Raw genomic sequence first — 18,924 nt, forward strand, 5'->3', positions numbered from 1 at the left:
TTTTAATAGCTGTAACCTTTCATTACTCCTCTATCTGAGTTTCTGATGAAATTAATAATTTCATCTCTTTCTTTAGAAGGAGGAAGCTCTAATTCTACTAAATCTAATGCTTTAGAGTTATTTAGACCTTTTAGGAATACATATCTGTAGATCTCCTGTATTTCATTGATTTTTTCCGAAGGAAAGTCTCTTCTTCTTAAACCAATAGAGTTAATACCACAGTATGTAAGAGGCTCACGAGCTGCTTTAGTGTAAGGAGGTACATCTTTTCTTACCAAAGAACCACCGCCAATATAAGCATGAGATCCTAATCTTGTGAATTGCTGTACAGCACAAGAGCCACCAAAGATTACAAAGTCATCAATCAAAACATGGCCAGCTAGCTGAGTAGCATTACCAAGTATACAGTTATTTCCAATAATACAGTCATGACCGATGTGAACGTATGCCATGATAAGGCAGTTAGCTCCCACTTCAGTCTTGTATTTATCTATAGTTCCTCTATTGATGGTAGCACACTCTCTAATAGTAGTATTATCACCAATAATAGTAAGCGTCTCCTCACCAGCGAATTTTAAATCCTGTGGTATAGCAGAGATAACGGCTCCAGGGTAAATTTTTACGTTTTTACCAATTCTGGCTCCCTCAAAGATGGTAACGTTAGGGCCTATCCATGAGCCTTCTTCTATTACTACATTTTTATGAATAGTAGAGAAGGGTTCAATTACTACGTTTCGGGCTATTTTAGCCTGAGGATCTATATATGATAACGGTTGGTTCATAAAATTAAATTCAAATAACCAAGTTTTGCAACCTAAGTATGTACCTGAGATGCCTCAGGTACTCATTAAAAATTAACTGTCTTTTCTAACTATGCTGGCGGTCATAGTACCTTCACAAACTAAGGTATTACCTACATAACCTCTTCCAGACATTTTAGCAATACCTCTCTTAATAGGTGCAAGAAGATCACACTTAATAACTAGTGTGTCACCTGGTAATACCATTTTTCTGAATCTAAAGTTCTCGATTCCAAGGAAATAAGTCCAATAGTTTTCAGGATCAGGAACGGTATTTAATACAAGAATACCACCTATTTGAGCCATAGCTTCTACTTGTAATACTCCTGGCATTACAGGGTTTCCTGGGAAGTGACCTAGGAAGAAGTGCTCATTTAAAGTGACATTTTTTACTCCAGATACGCTCTCTTCATCTAAATGAATGATCTTATCGATCAATAAGAACGGATATCTGTGAGGTAATATATTGGTGATTTGGTTGATGTCCAGTACGGGTGGTAAACTAGGGTTGTACTTAGGGACATTGTTTTTGTTAGAGCTCTGCATCGCTTTTTTAAGCTTTTTAGCGAAAGCTACGTTAGCCGCGTGGCCAGGACGTGCCGCTAAAATCTGAGCTTTAATAGGTCTACCTGCTAGTGCAAGGTCTCCCATAATATCTAACAGCTTGTGTCTTGCAGGCTCATTTTTATATCTAAGCTCTACGTTATTTAAGATGCCTTCTTTTTTAACTTCCACTTTGGGTTTGTTAAACAATCCGGCAATACTTGCTAATTCTTCATCTTTAACAACTCTGTCTACTACTACAATGGCATTGTTTAAATCACCACCTTTAATCAGGTTGTTTTTATGTAACATTTCAAGTTCATGTAAAAAACAGAAAGTTCTACATGAGGCAATTTCTTTTTCGAACTGGCTGATGTTCGTTAATGAAGCATGCTGACTACCTAAAACAGGAGAGTTGTAGTCAATCATTACTGTAACTCTATAGTCATCTAAAGGTAAAGCAGCAATTTCTACATCTCTTGATGCATCTCTATAGAAAATACTGTCTTGTACTTCATAAAAGTCTCTCAGAGCATTTTGCTCTTCGGTACCAGCTTCTTTAAGGATATCTACAAACTGCTGAGAGCTACCGTCCATAATAGGAGGCTCTGGCCCATCTAGCTGTATAAGTACGTTGTCTATTTCTAAACCTACTAACGCGGCAAGGGTGTGCTCTACCGTGTTTACTCTAGCGCCACTCTGCTCTATGGTGGTACCACGAGATAAGTCTACTACGTTATCTACGTCAGCATCTACTATAGGCTGGCCTTCTAGATCTACTCGTTGAAATTTGATTCCATGACCTGGTTTGGCGGGAAGGAATGTCATGTTGGCTTGAACGCCTGTATGTAATCCTACACCAGATAATGTAACCGATTTTTTGATTGTTTGCTGCTTGATATTCATTATTTTTCTTGAAATGTCGGCAAATTTAGTACTTTTTCTTCAAGTTGCTTTAATCTGACATTTAAATCCGGGAGATTTTTAAAAATTGCGTAGGTCTTGTAATAGTCTTTGTAGTTAAAAGCGGGGCTACCCATGAGTTGAGCGCCTTCATCCTTGATATTCTTTCCTAATCCTGCCTGTGCTCCTATAGATGTTTTATTGGCTAAAGAGATGTGTCCGGCTATACCTACCTGGCCAGCTATCACACAGTTTTCTCCCACTTTGGTAGATCCGCTTACACCAGTTTGTGCCGCGATCACGGTATTATTGCCAATCTCTACGTTATGAGCTATTTGAATAAGGTTATCTAATTTTACTCCATCTCCAATTTTGGTGGCATCGCCATAGAAGGTAGCACAGTCAATAACTGTATTTGCACCAATATCTACATGATTGCCTATTTTAACATTACCCATTTGAGGGATGGTCTTATAAGTGCCATCTTTTTGAGGGGCAAATCCAAAACCGTCACTTCCTATTACGGTGCCGGAGTGGATAACACAGTTGTAACCTACCTTCGTATGAGGGTAGAGCTTTACGCCTGCGTTAATAATGGTGTTGTCACCAATTTCTACGTTATCTCCAATGTAAGCATGAGGGTAGATTTTAACATTATTTCCTATTTTAACATTGCTGCCAATATATGAAAATGCTCCTCTGTATAAATCTTCTCCGGCGGTGCTGTTCTCACCTATAAAAGAAGGTTGCTCTATGCCTGATTTTTGGAAACTTATAAACTTGTGATATTCTTCGAGTAGAACTGTAAAACAGCTGTATGGATCTTCTACCAAAATAAGGGCGGCATTCACCTCTTTCTTTGGCACAAAACCTTTTTTAAGTATTACTGCACTAGCCTCAGTAGTGTATAGGTAGTTTTCGTATTTGGGATTGGAAATAAAAGATATATCGCCCTGCTTTGCATTCTCAATTTTAGCCAACATACCTATCTCCACACTACCATTTCCTACTACTTCGCCTTCTAAAAGTGATGCAATCTGATCAACCGTAAACTTCATTTAAATGGGATAGAATGGTTAATTTCTTTTCACAAAGATACATTTTTAGGGCAGCATAGATAGTATTTTTTGACAATTTTACTCATGGCCTTAATATTAGGTAAGTCGGCTGCCTCTGCAATGTCTATTACCTTTCCTTTTTTAGTGAGTATGTTTATGGTTTGTCCTCCCGCTATGTAAGCTTTATTGGTTACTTCACCATGTGCGAAGAAGTATCTGCTGTCTGTTCTTAGTACATTATAGCTCTCTGCTATCTTGTTCCTCAATGACTTTAGCTCTTCTTTACTAAGGGGCTCATTGGTAAGCTTAATCTTGAATAATTTCCTGTTAAGCAAAAACTTGCTGAGCTGGCTAAGGATCTTATCTTCATGATGTTGCCATACTTTTATGGCACCCCAAATATCATAATCATCCAGCTGACCAAACATGATGAGAAGATCGTCATTTTGCTGAAAATCGTCTAATGTGTATTGGTGCGTTAGAAAATGTTTGAGCGCAGGAGTTGCAAATACATCATGGCCGCTCATGGCTAAATCTTTAGCCCTGATGATCAGGTTAATGAGCATTTTTTCGGCGCTGACAGAAGCTTTGTGAAGATAAACCTGCCAATACATCAAACGCCTGGCATTAAGGAAGTTCTCTATGCTGTAAATTCCCTTTTCTTCCACTACAATGTTGTCATTCACCACATTGAGCATGCTAATGATTCTCTCCAAACCAATGGCTCCCTCAGACACTCCGGTAAAGAAACTGTCTCTTTTCAGGTAATCCAATCGGTCCATATCCAGCTGGCTGGACACAAGCTGGTGGAGGAATTTCTTGTGGTAAGTGTTTTGAAATATTTTGATGGCCAAAGACAGCTGGTTGTCAAACTGTTCATTTAAATATTTCATAAAGAGGAACGAGATACTTTCGTGCTGAATACCGTGCAGAAGACTGTATTCTAAAGCATGCGAAAATGGCCCGTGACCCATATCATGAAGTAGAATAGCTATTTGTACGGCTTCACTTTCTTCATCTGTGATTTCTACACCTTTGCTTTTTAGGCTCTCTAAAGCCTGAGACATCAGGTGCATGGCGCCCACAGCATGATGAAATCTGGTATGTAGGGCTCCGGGATATACTAAATCAGTTAACCCGAGCTGCTTAATCCTTCTTAACCTCTGAAAAACAGGGTGTTCAATAATATCGAACACCAGCTCACTTTTTATGTTAATAAATCCGTAAACAGGATCGTTGAAAATTTTCTTTTTATTCAATCTAATCTATGATTATTGCGTTACGATTGTAAAAGAAGTTTTTAATTTGAGTAAAAAACCAATGTATGCAAAGATATAATATTTTGTGGGCCGACGACGAGATTGACCTATTAAAGCCCCATATACTTTTTTTAGAGAATAAAGGATACGATATAACCCCGGTAAATAGTGGCGCAGATGCCATGGAAAAATGCGAGCAACAGCATTATGATGTAGTGTTTCTAGATGAAAACATGCCTGGTATGACAGGACTTGAGACATTAACGCAGATAAAAAGTATGAAGCCTAACCTACCCGTGGTAATGATTACCAAAAGTGAGGAGGAGCTGATTATGGAGGAGGCTATCGGGGCTAAAATTGCTGACTACCTTATTAAACCTCTAAATCCAAGTCAAATATTATTGTCTGTAAAGAAGATATTGGATAACAAGAGGCTGATTACTGAGAAAACGAACCTTAGCTATCAGCAGGAATTCCGAAATATCAGCATGGCATTTGGTGACAATCTTGATCATGAAGAATGGGCAGAGATTTATAAAAAGCTTGTATACTGGGAGTTAGAAATAGATAAGACTGAAAATAAGAGCATGGCCGATGTTCTCTTTATGCAGAAAGATGAGGCTAACAGTCAGTTTACTAAATTTATAAAAGAGGAATATGAAGACTGGCTCAATGATGCTGATGTTGAAAAGCCTTTATTGTCTCATATGCTTATGAAGAAAAAGGTATTCCCTCACCTCAGTGACGAGAGGCCTGTTTTCTTTTTAGTGATTGACAACCTTAGATATGACCAATGGAAGGTGATAGAACCCGCCATAATGGAATATTTTACTGTAGAGGAAGAAGATAGTTATTATTCTATACTGCCAACTACTACCGCATACTCTCGTAATGCCATATTTTCTGGAATGCTACCTGAGGAGATGGCTAAGAAGCATAAGGACCTTTGGGTGGGTGAAGATGTAGAAGAAGGAAAAAATAACAATGAGGACCAATTCTTAGAGCGCCAGCTGAAAAGAAATAATCTTGATATAAAATTTAGCTATCATAAAATTAAGCAGATAAGCGAAGGTAAGCAGCTGGTAGATAACATTAGAAATCTGGCTAGTAATCAGCTTAATGTGATTGTTTATAATTTCGTAGATATGCTTTCTCATGCCAGAACAGATATGGCTATGATCAGAGAGCTGGCACCCGATGAATCCGCTTACCGATCTATCACCAAATCCTGGATAGAGCATTCTCCACTTATTGAAGCCATCAGAAATATTGCCGACGCTGGTGGTAAACTTATTATTACTACTGATCATGGTACTATCAGAGTAAAAAGACCTTTTAAAATTGTTGGTGACAGAAATACTAATACCAACTTAAGGTATAAACAAGGTAAAAATCTTGGGTATGATGGGGGTGATAAAATTATGGAAGCCCTTAAGCCTGAGAGACTTCACTTACCTAAAATCAATGTTTCTTCGACGTACGTGTTTGCCACAGAAGATCAGTTTTTCGCTTATCCTAATAACTATAATTATTACGTGAATTACTATAGGGATACCTTTCAGCATGGAGGAGTTTCCATGGAGGAAATGATTATTCCAATTATTTCACTAAATTCGAAATATGGTGGATAAAGCTTCTGCAGATTTAAGCATAACTTATGCTAATCTGGAGGAAATTGAGAAGGTTGCTCAGCAGATAATTTCATTTGCTGATCAGGATAAAGTGTGGATTTTTGAAGGCGAAATGGGAGCTGGAAAAACCACGCTTATTAAGGTTATATGCGAGCAGTTAGGTGTGGAAGATGTAGTGAATAGTCCTACATATGCCATAGTTAATGAGTATCAAAATGGTGAGGGCGAAGTGTTCTATCATTTTGATTTTTATCGACTAAATAGCCTGGAAGAAGCAATGGAAATTGGCACTACGGAGTATTTCGATTCTGGTGATTATTGTTTCATTGAGTGGCCTTCTAAAGTAGCGGAGCTTTTGCCTGATGACATTTTAAAAATTCAGATAAGTATAACTGAAGATAATAAGCGGTTAATTGAAATAACCAGGTATGAGTAAGAAAGAACATAGAGGGTTTGCGGAGTTGGTAAAGGAATCCAGCTTATCCCCACAGGAAAAATTGATGCCTGTAAAAAACGGTACACATTCTTTTTTTCTAGGCCTACCTAATGAAATATCATTACAAGAACGTAGGATAACACTAACCCCTGACTCTGTGGCCCTTTTGGTAAACAATGGCCATGAAGTGTGGGTAGAAACTAAGGCCGGTCTGGGCTCCAAGTTTACTGATAAGGACTATAGCGATGCCGGCGCAAAGATCGTTTATTCGGCAGAGGAAGTTTATAAGGCGGAAGCTATTTTAAAAATAGAACCACCTACAATAGAGGAAATTCAGCTCATGAAGCCAAAGCAGATATTGATATCTGCCTTGCAAATGGGAAGTCAGTCACCTGAGTATATCAAAGCCTTAAATCAAAAGCAGATCACCGCTTTAGCCTTCGAATATATAGAGGATAAAGTAGGAGGGATGCCTATTATTCGTGCCATGAGTGAAATTGCTGGTAATACAGTAATGTCAATAGCCGCTGAATACTTAAGCAGTAGCAATGGCGGCCGTGGAGTGATAATGGGTGGAGTTACAGGGGTACCGCCGACCAAGGTTGTCATCCTGGGAGCTGGTACTGTCGCTGAATATGCTGCTAGAGCCACCATAGGACTAGGAGCAGATGTGGAGATATTCGATAATCATATTTATAAACTCAGAAGGATAAAACAGGCGTTAGGACGCCAGTTATATACTTCTACTATTGATTCGGCTACTTTAGCCAGAAGCCTTAAGCAGGCAGATGTAGTGATAGGAGCCTTAAGACCGGAAAAAGGAAGAAATAGATACGTAGTTACTGAAGAAATGGTGGCTGAAATGAAGCCGGATTCGGTGATCATCGATTTATCTATAGATCAGGGTGGCTGCTTTGAAACTTCTGAACAAACGAGCTTAAAAGACCCTGTTTTCAGAAAGTTCGATGTAATACATTATTGTGTTCCTAACATCGCTTCAAGAGTAGCGCACACAGCTACGAATGCTTTGAGTAATATTTTTACTCCAACTATATTACGAGCTGCCGAAGAAGGAGGAATGGAAGATATGATTTTCACTCATAAATGGTTCATGAGAGGGGTGTATACCTATAAAGGTTCCCTAACTAATGAACACATAGCCAGAAAATTCCATATGAAACATAAAGACTTGGGCTTGCTGATGGCAGCCAGGTTCTAAAAATATAAAAGGGCTGTATCAAAAGCGGGTTTTCCTTGATTTCAGGAAGCTTTTGATACAGCCCTTTTAATGCTGAAAGTGTTGTGATTATCCTAAGTTAGCCAAGCTTTCTTCTAAAACTTTGATTTTAGCTTCAGCATCAGCTTTCTTCTTTTGCTCCGCAGCCACTACTTGCTCAGGTGCGTTATTTACGAACCTTTCGTTGCTCAGTTTTTTGTCTACTGATTTTAAGAATCCTTGAGTGTATTCTAACTCTTTCTGGAGCTCTTCTTTTTCTTTTTCAATATCAATTGATCCTGACACTGGAATAAAGAATTCATCAGCATTTACTACAAAAGTCAGAGCACTCTCAACGTTGTCAGATACAGCCTCTAAAGAGCTAATATTTGCCAGCTTCTTAATGATAAACTGGAAGTTGTTGAAGGTGTCAAACTGTTCTGATTTTACCTTTAACTCTAAAGCTTCTTTAAAAGATATCTGTTTGGTTGTTCTGATATTTCGAACGTTAGTCACTACTTCAAAAGCCAATGCTGCATCAGCTAAAAGTTGCTCATCTATAGCTTCAGGCTTTGGCCATTCTGCTATAATTAGACAATCTTCTTCACTTCTTTCTCTCAGTTCATGCCACAATTCTTCTGATAAGAATGGCATAAACGGATGAAGGAGCTTCATTAATTGCTCGTTAAAATCGATAGTTTGTTCTAGTGTTTGAGCATCTATCGGTTGACCATACTCTGGTTTAATCATTTCCAAATACCAAGAGCAGTAGTCATCCCAAATCAGTTTATAGATGCTCATTAAGGCATCAGAAATTCTGAATTTGGTGAAATGGTCTTCTACCTCAGCTAGTGTTTGCTTAAATCTTGATTTAAACCAAGCAATAGCGGTAGCATTATAACTTCCATCCAGATTTTTGTCTACTTCCCAGCCTTGAACCAGTCGGAAAGCATTCCATATCTTATTAGAGAAGTTTCTACCTTGCTCACAAAGTTTTTCATCAAACAACAAGTCGTTTCCGGCAGGTGAGCTGAAAAGCATTCCAGTCCTCACACCGTCTGCTCCATATTGTTTAATCAGGTCTAAAGGATCAGGCGAGTTGCCTAATGATTTAGACATTTTTCTTCTTTGTTTATCTCTAACTATACCAGTGAGGTATACGTTTTTGAAAGGTTTTTCTCCTCTGTATTCATATCCGGCAATGATCATTCGAGCTACCCAGAAGAATAAAATCTCTGGCGCTGTTACTAGGTCATTAGTAGGATAATAATAGTTAATATCTTCATTATCAGGATTGTTCAAGCCATCAAATACTGATATTGGCCACAACCATGATGAGAACCAGGTATCTAGTACATCTTCATCTTGAGTAAGCTGATCTATAGTGATGCTGCTATCCTTTTCCAGTGCTTTTACTAAGGCTTCTTCTTTAGTTTTAGCTACTACAAATGTGCCGTTTGGTAAATAAAACGCAGGAATTTGATGTCCCCACCAAAGCTGTCTTGAAATACACCAGTCATGAACATTCTCCATCCAATGCCTGTAAGTGTTTTTGAACTTAGGCGGGATCAGCTGGATTTCATCATTCATTACATTTTCTAAAGCTGGTTTAGTAATATCTTCCATCTTTAGAAACCACTGAGTAGAAAGCTTAGGCTCTATCACGGCATCAGTTCTCTCAGAAAATCCTACCTTGTTAGGATAATCCTCTACTTTATTAAGCTGGCCTAGTGCATCAAGCTCTTTGGCTATTTTCTTTCTCACCACGAAGCGATCTTCACCCACATACATCTGAGCAGTTTCATTCAGAGTTCCATCGTCATTCAAAATGTCGAAAGACTCTAAATTATGCTTCATGCCTAATTCATAGTCATTAATATCATGAGCAGGAGTCACTTTCAGACAACCCGTACCGAATTCCATAGTAACATACTCATCCTCTATAATAGGAATAGATCTGTTAATCAATGGCACTAGCGCTCTCTTGCCTTTTAGATGAGTGTATCTTTCATCATTCGGGTTAATACAGATTGCAGAATCACCTAAAATGGTTTCAGGTCTAGTAGTAGCTATAGTTACGAAAGTGTCTTCACCTTCAATTTTATAGTTTACATGGTACAGCTTAGATTGTACCTCCTTATGTATTACTTCATCATCAGAAAGAGCAGTTTTACCCTGAGGATCCCAGTTTACCATTCTCACACCTCTGTATATAAGGCCTTTGTTGTAAAGGTCTATAAATACATCGATTACAGATTCTGATAAAGATTCTTCCATGGTGAATCTGGTTCTATCCCAGTCGCATGATGCCCCTAGCTTTTTAAGCTGTTCCAGGATGATGCCACCATATTTCTCTTTCCATTCCCAGGCATGTTTCAAGAATTCTTCACGAGTGATGTCCTTCTTTTCAATGCCTTGTTCTTTCAACATGGCCACAACTTTGGCCTCAGTAGCAATAGATGCGTGGTCCGTTCCTGGTACCCAGCAAGCTTCTTTGCCTTCCATTCGGGCCTTTCTTATCAGTACATCCTGAATGGTGTTGTTTAGCATGTGCCCCATGTGCAATACACCAGTGACGTTAGGAGGTGGTATTACAATAGTGTAAGGCTCCTTGTCAGGGTTTGGCTCTGAGTGAAAAAAACCATGGTCCATCCAATACTGGTACCATTTTTCTTCTACTGCCGATGGATCATACTTTGTTGAAAGCGACATTCTAAATTTTGGATTTTTGGTTAAGACCGCAAAAATAGGAAAATGCCTCCGCTTTTTTAATATAAAATGTAAGGTTAAACATCAGCCTGTTTTTTAAGGTTATTCTGTGACTTGAAAAATGATTTTTGGTTTCACCTAGTTGCTTTAACTTTGGTAGAACCTCATGAATGAATAATGAACTATGAATATAAAGGCAAATGACCCATCGTTAAAAAGTTGGGTAGAGATTCCATCTGATTCTGATTTTCCGATTCAGAATTTACCATTTGGTATTTTTAGTACTGATTACCTGGAAGCTGGCGCTGGTGTAGCTATTGGTAATCATATTTTAGATCTTACCTATTTGCATGAAAATGGCTTTTTAGATGGATTAGGATTGCCGGCAGGAGTCTTTAATCAGAAGTATTTAAATGATTTTATCGGTTTAGGTAAGCAAGTAGCGCGGGAGGTAAGAGGCAGAATATCTGAGCTTTTGAATGTAGAAAATGATGAGCTTCAAAGTCAGGTGGCCGCTAGAGAGCTATCCCTGATCCCTATGGATGAAGCACAGATGCACATGCCGATAAGGGTTCCGAATTATACTGATTTTTATAGTAGTGAGTATCATGCAGCTAATGTTGGCACTATGTTTAGAGATGAGGAAAATGCCTTGTTTCCTAACTGGAAGCATCTTCCGGTAGGTTATCATGGTAGGGCATCTTCTATTGTGGCCTCAGGAGTAGATATTCATAGACCATATGGACAGTTAAAGCCAGCTGAGGTTGAAAAGCCATTCTTTGGAGCTTCAAAAAGGCTTGATTTTGAATTGGAAATGGCCTTTATTACTTGTAAAGAAAACGGACTTGGAAATCCGGTATCTCTTTCTGAATCAGATGATTACATATTTGGTTTTGTCTTATTTAATGATTGGTCTGCTCGTGATGTGCAGGTGTGGGAATATGTGCCATTAGGACCATTTTTAGCTAAGAGTTTTGCCTCATCCATGTCTCCCTGGATAGTAACGGCCGATGCTCTGGAACCATTTAAAGTGAATGGCCCTAAACAGGATCCCGAGGTGTTACCTTATCTTCAATATGAAGGAAGTAAGAATTATGATATTGATCTTCAGGTGTTTATTCAACCTGATAATGATGTGGCCAATTTAGTGTGTTCTACCAATTTCAAGCATATGTATTGGAATGTAAATCAGCAGCTGGCACATCAAACCATGAATGGCTGTAATTTGCAGGTCGGAGATATGTATGCTTCCGGCACCATTAGCGGACCAGATGAAGGTAGCTTTGGTTCTATGCTGGAGTTAGCCTGGAAAGGTACTAAGCCTATTCAACTCAAGAATGGTCAAAAGAGATCATTTTTGGAAGATGGAGATACCGTGATAATGAAAGGTCAATGTGAAAGAAATGGTGTAAAAATTGGCTTTGGAGAGTTGAAAAATAAAGTTTTACCCTCAAAAAATAAAGACTCATGATTATAGATCCGAGTACCGAAGCTTTAAATAAGCTACATGGCATATTAGTAGGTGCAGTGGCTCCCAGGCCCATTGCATTTGCTAGCACAATAGATGCTAAGGGAAATGTAAACCTGAGCCCTTTTAGCTATTTCAATGTATTCAGTGTTAATCCGCCTATTCTTGTGTTTTCTCCTTCCAGGCGAGGAAGAGATAATACTACTAAAGATACTCAGGATAATGTGCTCGAGGTGCCGGAGGTGGTAATCAGCACGGTGAATTATTCTATAGTGGAGCAAATGTCATTATCAAGCACGGAATATGACAAGGGTGTAAATGAGTTCGTGAAATCGGGTTTAACACCGATTCCCTCTACCAAAATAAAGCCACCAAGAGTAGCTGAAGCTCCGGTTTCTTTTGAATGTAAAGTGATAGATGTACAACCTTTAGGTGAAAACGGTGGCGCTGGTAATCTCGTACTTTGTGAGGTACTCCTGGTTCATATTAATGATGATATCCTGGATGAAAATGAAGTAATTGATCCATACAAACTAGATGCTGTGGCCAGAATGGGAGCCAACTGGTATTGCAGAGCTCAGGGAGATGCTATTTTCGAGATACCTAAGCCACTACGCAGACTAGGGGTTGGCGTGGATCAAATTCCTGAGTCTATCAGAAATAGTGATGTGCTAACGGGTAATAACTTAGGCAGATTGGGCAATGTAGAAGTGCTTCCTACTCAAGATGAAATAAATGCCTATATCGAAAATAATGTGCTAGTGGAGGATGTGAAGGAATTACATATACAGGCGAAGCAACACCTCGATAATGGAGATGTGCTTACCGCCTGGAAAGTGCTCTTATATGCAGATAGTTTATAATACTACCACAGGTATTTTGGTTGTAGAAACTATCTTTTTACTCATGCTTTTGTGAAACAAGTCAGAAATAAAGTTTCTGTCCTTGTGAATAACGAAAAGGGTATCAATGTTATTGTGGGACGTATATTCATTAATAGCATTGTCAACGTCGCCATCTAATCTAACAAAGGTGGCTTCTTTGCCAATGGATGTCTTTAATTGATGAATCCCACTTACATCTTTTTCAGCCACATAGATTACAGAAATGTTAATGTCAAAAGCATTATCCATCAGTTCCATAAACCTTAATTTTTCCTTCTCTGGAATGTGATCAGGGTCAATGGCTATCGCTATATTTTGTGGATTACGGTAAAGAGCATTTTCAGGAATTACCCATAAAGGGCTGTCAATACTTCCAACCATGTTGGCAGTAGTTGAACCACCTAAAAATTGCTCCCAACCTGACGCGCCGTGTGTCCCCATGATTATCAAGTCAACGGGATATTCTTCGGAATAGATGTTCAATGCTTGTGCCAGCATTCCCGGAGAGGTGGTTGTGAAATAATCAATTTCATGCAGTTCAGTAAATTCTGAGGACAGTTGATTGAGTTCATCTTCAGTGGCCTCTTTAAAGTCTGTTAGTGAAATAGGATACACACCTGTAGCGGCATCTGTGGTGGTTGTTTCTACAGGTACATTGTAACTTTTAAGTATAGTGAGTTTTCCGTGGAGGATTTTTGTTAATGCTATAGCGTAGTTTAATGCATTTCTAGAGGGTTTTGAGCCATCGTAAGCAATTAATATGTTATTTATGGGGCTTAAGGTTTTCATAGCTGGTTATCTTTTTTATAAATAATATTGAAAATATAATGCCACATTTAAATATGTTTCACTTTTAAAAATCATGTTGATTAGCCTAATTCGCCTTTGTGAAGCAATTATTATTGAAGTATAGGTATTATTGGTTGGGGCTGGTCGGAGTTTTACTGTTAGTATATATTTTCATATTGCCTTCTAGTTTATTTAATGACCCATACTCCACCGTCATCACCTCGTCAGAAAGACAACTGCTTTCCGCATCTGTTGCTGAAGATGGGCAATGGCGTTTTCCCGCTTTAGATTCTGTGCCCGAAAAATATGCCACGGCTGTTACCTATTTTGAGGATGAGTCTTTTTATTGGCATCCTGGTGTTAATCCATTTTCTCTGGTCAGAGCCACTGTTCAAAACGTTAGAAAGGGCCATGTGGTAAGTGGAGGAAGTACCATCACTATGCAGGTGGTGCGCATGAGTAGAAAAGATAAACCACGAACTTTTTGGCAAAAGTGCATCGAAATTGTGTTGGCCACTCGTTTAGAATGGAGTTATTCAAAGGAAGAAATTCTTTCTACTTATGCATCTCATGCACCTTTCGGAGGTAACGTAGTGGGATTAAGGGCAGCTACCTGGCGTTACTTTAACAGAAATCCTGATGACTTAAGCTGGGGCGAAGCCGCTTTACTTGCGGTACTTCCTAATAGTCCGGCGCTCATTCACCCGGGTAGAAATCGGGATGAATTGCAGGCTAAAAGAGATAGGCTGCTGCGAAAATTGAGAGATAATGAGGTGATCGACAGCTTAACCGCTGAGTTAGCTATGGCTGAAACCATTCCTTCTGAGCCTCTGCCTTTGCCTCAAAGAGCACCACACCTCCTTACGAGAGCCATTAATGATGGTAAGGCTCAGCAAAACCTGCAGACCACTATCAGGGCAGGCCTTCAAGATAGAGTTACACAAATCTTAGAAACTCATCACCGACATTTAAAAGCCAATGAAGTGCACAATGCGGCGGCTATAGTAGCTGATGTAAAAACTGGGGAAGTGCTGGCGTATGTTGGGAATGTAGTTCTGGCTGGGAAGGAGTATGATAGTCAGGTAGATGTAATAACGGCACCTCGAAGTACCGGAAGCATTCTTAAGCCTTTTTTATACGCTGCCATGATGGATGAAGGGCAGCTACTTCCCAAAATGTTAATTCCAGATATTCCAGTATTTATAAACGGCTTCGCTCCAAAAAATTTCTCAAAAACATATGATGGAGCCGTTCCGGCAGATAGGGCTTTAGCGCGGTCTCTAAATGTGCCGGCGGTTCAGTTATTAAGACAGTACAGGTATGAAAAATTTCATTCCCTGTTAAAAGAGTTAGGCATGACCACACTAACTAACTCCGCAGATCATTACGGTTTATCACTGGTCCTTGGCGGTGCAGAAGGATCTTTGTGGGACATCTCCGGAATGTATGCAGGCATGGCCAGATCTCTTAATTTTTATTCCGAGCATACAGATCGTTTCAAATATAATCAGCAGAACTATAAGCCCTTGACCTATCTGACTCGAGAGGATACTGCTGAAAAACGCAGTAAAAATGGACTTTTAAGTGCCCCTTCCATATATCACACATTCACTTCTATGCTTGAAGTTTATCGACCAATAGAAGAATCAGCATGGAAAATCTTTGAATCATCACAAAAAATTGCATGGAAAACCGGCACTAGCTTCGGTTACAGAGATGGCTGGGCGGTGGGTGTTACGTCAGATTATGTGGTGGGTGTATGGGTAGGTAATGCTGATGGCGAAGGCCGACCTGGTCTTACCGGAGTAGAGGCTGCAGCCCCAATAATGTTCGATATTTTTGATTTAATGCCTAAATCATCCTGGTTTAAGGAGCCTTTGCAAGAAATGATTAGTTTGCCTATTTGCGCTGTTAGTGGATATCAGGCAAATGAATATTGCACAGAAGTGGATACAGTAAATGTGATAAAATATGGGCAAACCTTACATCAATGTCCCTACCACAAATTGGTACATTTAGATCAGAGCGGTTACCGAGTAACTTCTGACTGTGAGTCGGTAAATAACATGGATCATGTGAGTTGGTTTGTATTGCCTCCTGTGCAGGAGTTTTATTACCGATCTAAGCATCCTTCATACAAGAAAATGCCTTCATTAAGATCTGATTGTCAGTTGATTAATGCTGAAATAATGGAGCTTATTTACCCCAAGCCGAATGCTGAAATATTCATCCCTAGAGAACTGGATGGGACACCGGGTAGGGCCGTGTTTGAAGTAGCCCACCGCAGGCCTGAAACTACCATTTATTGGCATTTAAATGATGTTTATATTGGTGAAACAAAGAGGATCCATCAGATGTCCGTTAACCCTGGGGGAGGTGACTATGAGTTGACCCTGGTAGATGAAAATGGTATGAGTATAAAGCAGAGTTTTACCATTATTTCTAAGTAACTTCGCGAAATTCTTGAAAAGAATGAGGTAATAACTTACCTGAGATGTTTTAATTTGAAAATTAAAACTATTATATTTATTAAATATTTTTTTAAGCTTTTGCAATGTTGCTAATAAAAATTTTTAAGAGGTTAAGGTTCACCCCTCTGATAATCTGTGTATTATCAATTGTATTGACATCAACCGCGCACAGTAATAGTTACGCTAAATTTGAGCCAAATCCCGAGAAGAGTTATGTTGTAATTGGTGCTTTTAGCTACCATAAAAATGCATTGAAATTTGTGAGCTTCGCTCAGAGAAAATCTCTTCATGCGTTCTACGAGAAAAATTTAGACAGAGGTTTATATTACGTTTATGTATACTCTTCAGATGATAAGCAAAAGGCAATTGATGAGGCCTCTCGCGTAAGGGATGAATATGGCTTTTATGATGCCTGGGTATACACCGGTAATTTTGGAAAGGCCAGTGGGTATGTTGCTGCTGTAGATACTGTTTCGGGAGTAGTAGAATCTCCTTCTATGCAAGAGGAATATGAGGATATGCAAGAGGCTCCTGAAGAAATTGAGGAAGAGCAGATGGAAGAGGTGAGTGAGGAGCCTGAAATGGTGTCAGAAGTGGAGGAAAAAGGACAGAACCTTGTTCAGGAAAAGGCCGCAGAAGATATCAGCGAAATGGACAGTGAGGAGGGGTACTTCAATTTATATCTTAACGCTATAAACACTAAGAACTATCAAGAAGTAAAGGGGAAAGTTAAAGTGATAGACCCTGAGCGGGTAAAAGAGCTTGATGAAGTTAAAACTCATAAGTTGGTTAAGCTTAAGGATCCTCACAATGGTACCGAAAAAGTGCAGTTGATTACTAATATATTCGGGTTCAAAGAAGTGCAACACACCATAGATCTGGATGATCCGGTTAATGATTCTACAGAAGCTTTTGTAGATGTTATGGGTGATTCAATAATAGTGCATTTCGATTTGGAGAGATTCAAAAAGGGAGATGTTCTGGTTATGTACAATGTATATTTCTACAAGGACGCCGCCATTATGAAGCCTGAGTCAATCTTTGAGCTAAATAGTCTATTAGATATGCTCAATGAGAATAAAAAGTATAAAGTAGCCATTCATGGTCATACAAATGGTAATTCCACCGGTAAAATCATCCATTTAGATGATAAGGATAAGAATTATTTTAGCCTACATGAGCAGCATAAAGAAACGGTAGGGAGCGCCAAAAAGCTTTCGCAGTACCGAGCATACACTATTCAGCAATGGTTAATAGAGCAGGGAGTTGATCCAGCTCGAATGGAAATTAAAGGCTGGGGCGGTAAAAAAATGCTTTATGATAAGTTTGATGCTCAAGCCCAAAAAAACGTTCGAGTTGAAATAGAAATTACAGACGAGTAATTTTTTTTGAAATTAACTGGAACTTCACTTACTTACATTTTATTTTACAATTTTTATTAACCTCAACCTGTAATGAAAGCCTTTTCATATTTCTTCATTGTCTTACTATGTCTGTTGGTTTCGTCTACTGGCTTTGGACAAACCAACTCATCTGATAAAGAGATGCTTCAGGGCTATTATGTAGTAGTTGGAGCTTATTCACCCAGAAAGGAAAGCTATGCTCAGAGATATGTGGATGTAATAAAAAAGATGGGTTATGAGGCTGACTATGGTTTCAATACCAAGAAAGACCTTTATTTTGTTTTTGTGGACTATACTGAGAATTATAGAGCATCTATAACCAGTATGAGTGAAACCAGAACTATCGAGAAGTTTCATGATGCCTGGGTTTTCGTGTGTCTTGGTGGTCCGGTAAGAGTGCCATTGGCACAAGCTGATACTGAAGCTGGTAAAGAAGAAGAGGCGGATGTGGTGGAAGCCAAAAGGGATGAAAAGCCTGCTGAAGTAGCGCAAGAAAAAGTTTCTGATGTGGCTGTAACTGCACCAGTTACGGAATCGGTTAAAGAGGAGGAGGTTGAAGATTCATCTGCAGTGGCTGTAGAGGAAATCTTAATTGATGAAAATGCTGAGGAGAAACCAATAGTCAAAAATGGCAACCTGTCAGATTATTCTGTTTTCTTTAATCTGGTAAATGCCAGAAATAATTCTGATGTAAAAGGTGAGGTTCAAATAGTTGATGCCGAGCGCTCTAAGTTGATAGCTGTTAAGGACGGAGGTGATTATATCGAATTGCCTGATCCACATAACGGTACTGGAAATCTTACTCTGCTTTGTGATGTGTTTGGGTTTAGGAAGACTCAAATGGAGATTAACTATTACCATCCATTAAAAGATACAATATCTGAAGATGTAGATCTTTTAGCAGATGTTTATCTGGTGAATTTTGACCTGGTAAGATACCATGCGGGTGATATTGTAACTATGTATAATGTTTACTTTTTTAATGATGCAGCGCTTATGAGGCCTGAATCTAAATACGAAGTAAATAGTCTGTTAAGTATGCTTCAGGAAAATCCAGGTTATGCTATAAGAATTCATGGACATACTAACGGTAATGGCGTAGGTAAAATCATTTCCAAAGGTGATGCTAGCTCATATTTTGCTCTCGATAATGGTAATAAAGAGGGTGCTGGTAGTGCTAAAGAACTTTCCAAGCAAAGAGCTGAGCTTATCAGAGATTATCTAATAGAACAAGGTATAGAGCCTGAAAGAATAGAAGTAAAAGCATGGGGAGGAAAGCGCATGCTTTATGATAAATACAGCACAAAAGCTAAACAGAACGTGAGGGTAGAAGTAGAGATTCTTAGCGAATAAT

14 protein-coding genes are annotated in these 18,924 nt (G+C 39.0%); 8 read left to right on the forward strand and 6 right to left on the reverse strand.

Features of this window, described 5'->3' with window-relative positions; all coding sequences use genetic code 11:
• Positions 1-2: 2 nt before the first annotated feature.
• From lpxA to LVD16_RS08560, 4 genes are all read right to left on the reverse strand, one after another.
• Entirely contained in the window at positions 3-782 is a 780-nt protein-coding gene (gene lpxA / locus LVD16_RS08545; RefSeq protein WP_233773512.1) for an acyl-ACP--UDP-N-acetylglucosamine O-acyltransferase, read from the reverse strand.
• 72 nt (positions 783-854) lie between these two features.
• Entirely contained in the window at positions 855-2,249 is a 1,395-nt protein-coding gene (locus tag LVD16_RS08550; protein WP_233773513.1) for a bifunctional UDP-3-O-[3-hydroxymyristoyl] N-acetylglucosamine deacetylase/3-hydroxyacyl-ACP dehydratase, read from the reverse strand.
• Positions 2,249-3,304, reverse strand: coding sequence for a UDP-3-O-(3-hydroxymyristoyl)glucosamine N-acyltransferase (lpxD, locus tag LVD16_RS08555; RefSeq protein ID WP_233773514.1), 1,056 nt, complete (start codon positions 3,302-3,304; stop codon positions 2,249-2,251). The genes LVD16_RS08550 and lpxD overlap by 1 nt, the downstream gene beginning before the upstream one ends.
• A 29-nt stretch (positions 3,305-3,333) precedes the next feature.
• Positions 3,334-4,563 carry an HD domain-containing protein gene (locus tag LVD16_RS08560; protein WP_233773515.1) on the reverse strand — a complete coding sequence of 410 codons (1,230 nt, stop codon included), beginning with the start codon at positions 4,561-4,563 and terminating at the stop codon, positions 3,334-3,336.
• Between the two features lie 65 nt (positions 4,564-4,628).
• Here LVD16_RS08560 and porX point away from each other — a divergent pair, with 65 nt between their 5' ends.
• Genes porX through LVD16_RS08575 form a run of 3 tightly spaced genes read left to right on the forward strand, consistent with a single transcriptional unit; the run spans position 4,629 to position 7,849 of the window.
• A complete protein-coding gene (gene porX / locus LVD16_RS08565; protein WP_233773516.1) occupies positions 4,629-6,194 on the forward strand; it encodes a T9SS response regulator signal transducer PorX in 1,566 nt (521 codons plus the stop codon).
• The gene (gene tsaE, locus LVD16_RS08570; protein ID WP_233773517.1) at positions 6,184-6,630 is read left to right on the forward strand and encodes a tRNA (adenosine(37)-N6)-threonylcarbamoyltransferase complex ATPase subunit type 1 TsaE; all 447 of its coding nucleotides are present in this window, start codon (positions 6,184-6,186) and stop codon (positions 6,628-6,630) included. The genes porX and tsaE overlap by 11 nt, the downstream gene beginning before the upstream one ends.
• Positions 6,623-7,849 carry an alanine dehydrogenase gene (locus tag LVD16_RS08575; RefSeq protein WP_233773518.1) on the forward strand — a complete coding sequence of 409 codons (1,227 nt, stop codon included), beginning with the start codon at positions 6,623-6,625 and terminating at the stop codon, positions 7,847-7,849. The genes tsaE and LVD16_RS08575 overlap by 8 nt, the downstream gene beginning before the upstream one ends.
• An 87-nt stretch (positions 7,850-7,936) precedes the next feature.
• Here the strand turns inward: LVD16_RS08575 and LVD16_RS08580 are convergent, their stop codons facing one another.
• Positions 7,937-10,558 (reverse strand): valine--tRNA ligase, encoded by a 2,622-nt coding sequence (locus tag LVD16_RS08580; protein WP_233773519.1) that lies wholly within the window; start codon positions 10,556-10,558, stop codon positions 7,937-7,939.
• A 181-nt stretch (positions 10,559-10,739) separates the two neighbouring features.
• Between LVD16_RS08580 and fahA the strand changes: the two genes are divergently transcribed.
• Together fahA and LVD16_RS08590 are read left to right on the forward strand one after the other, a co-directional pair.
• Positions 10,740-12,026, forward strand: a complete 1,287-nt coding sequence (gene fahA / locus LVD16_RS08585) for a fumarylacetoacetase (protein WP_233773520.1) — start codon at positions 10,740-10,742, stop codon at positions 12,024-12,026.
• Positions 12,023-12,886: a flavin reductase family protein gene (locus LVD16_RS08590; protein ID WP_233773521.1), complete on the forward strand. Its 864-nt coding sequence runs from the start codon at positions 12,023-12,025 to the stop codon at positions 12,884-12,886. The genes fahA and LVD16_RS08590 overlap by 4 nt, the downstream gene beginning before the upstream one ends.
• Here LVD16_RS08590 and LVD16_RS08595 read toward each other — a convergent pair.
• Positions 12,881-13,696 (reverse strand): universal stress protein, encoded by an 816-nt coding sequence (locus tag LVD16_RS08595; protein ID WP_233773522.1) that lies wholly within the window; start codon positions 13,694-13,696, stop codon positions 12,881-12,883. The two genes, LVD16_RS08590 and LVD16_RS08595, sit on opposite strands and share 6 nt — an antisense overlap.
• A 98-nt stretch (positions 13,697-13,794) precedes the next feature.
• Between LVD16_RS08595 and pbpC the strand changes: the two genes are divergently transcribed.
• From pbpC to LVD16_RS08610, 3 genes are all read left to right on the forward strand, one after another.
• Positions 13,795-16,146, forward strand: a complete 2,352-nt coding sequence (gene pbpC, locus LVD16_RS08600) for a penicillin-binding protein 1C (protein ID WP_233773523.1) — start codon at positions 13,795-13,797, stop codon at positions 16,144-16,146.
• 173 nt (positions 16,147-16,319) lie between these two features.
• Entirely contained in the window at positions 16,320-17,549 is a 1,230-nt protein-coding gene (locus LVD16_RS08605) for an OmpA family protein (RefSeq protein WP_233773524.1), read from the forward strand.
• Between the two features lie 72 nt (positions 17,550-17,621).
• Positions 17,622-18,923, forward strand: coding sequence for an OmpA family protein (locus LVD16_RS08610; RefSeq protein WP_233773525.1), 1,302 nt, complete (start codon positions 17,622-17,624; stop codon positions 18,921-18,923).
• Position 18,924: the final 1 nt, after the last annotated feature.

The organism is Fulvivirga ligni (assembly GCF_021389935.1).
Classification (GTDB): domain Bacteria; phylum Bacteroidota; class Bacteroidia; order Cytophagales; family Cyclobacteriaceae; genus Fulvivirga; species Fulvivirga ligni.

Bases quoted from the DNA above. Each gene is read 5' to 3' on its own strand.
- lpxA (WP_233773512.1), bottom strand. From the start codon at position 782: ATGAACCAACCGTTATCATATATAGATCCTCAGGCTAAAATAGCCCGA.
- LVD16_RS08550 (WP_233773513.1), bottom strand. From the start codon at position 2,249: ATGAATATCAAGCAGCAAACAATCAAAAAATCGGTTACATTATCTGGT.
- lpxD (WP_233773514.1), bottom strand. From the start codon at position 3,304: ATGAAGTTTACGGTTGATCAGATTGCATCACTTTTAGAAGGCGAAGTA.
- porX (WP_233773516.1), top strand. From the start codon at position 4,629: ATGCAAAGATATAATATTTTGTGGGCCGACGACGAGATTGACCTATTA.
- tsaE (WP_233773517.1), top strand. From the start codon at position 6,184: ATGGTGGATAAAGCTTCTGCAGATTTAAGCATAACTTATGCTAATCTG.
- LVD16_RS08575 (WP_233773518.1), top strand. From the start codon at position 6,623: ATGAGTAAGAAAGAACATAGAGGGTTTGCGGAGTTGGTAAAGGAATCC.
- LVD16_RS08580 (WP_233773519.1), bottom strand. From the start codon at position 10,558: ATGTCGCTTTCAACAAAGTATGATCCATCGGCAGTAGAAGAAAAATGG.
- fahA (WP_233773520.1), top strand. From the start codon at position 10,740: ATGAATATAAAGGCAAATGACCCATCGTTAAAAAGTTGGGTAGAGATT.
- LVD16_RS08590 (WP_233773521.1), top strand. From the start codon at position 12,023: ATGATTATAGATCCGAGTACCGAAGCTTTAAATAAGCTACATGGCATA.
- LVD16_RS08595 (WP_233773522.1), bottom strand. From the start codon at position 13,696: ATGAAAACCTTAAGCCCCATAAATAACATATTAATTGCTTACGATGGC.
- LVD16_RS08610 (WP_233773525.1), top strand. From the start codon at position 17,622: ATGAAAGCCTTTTCATATTTCTTCATTGTCTTACTATGTCTGTTGGTT.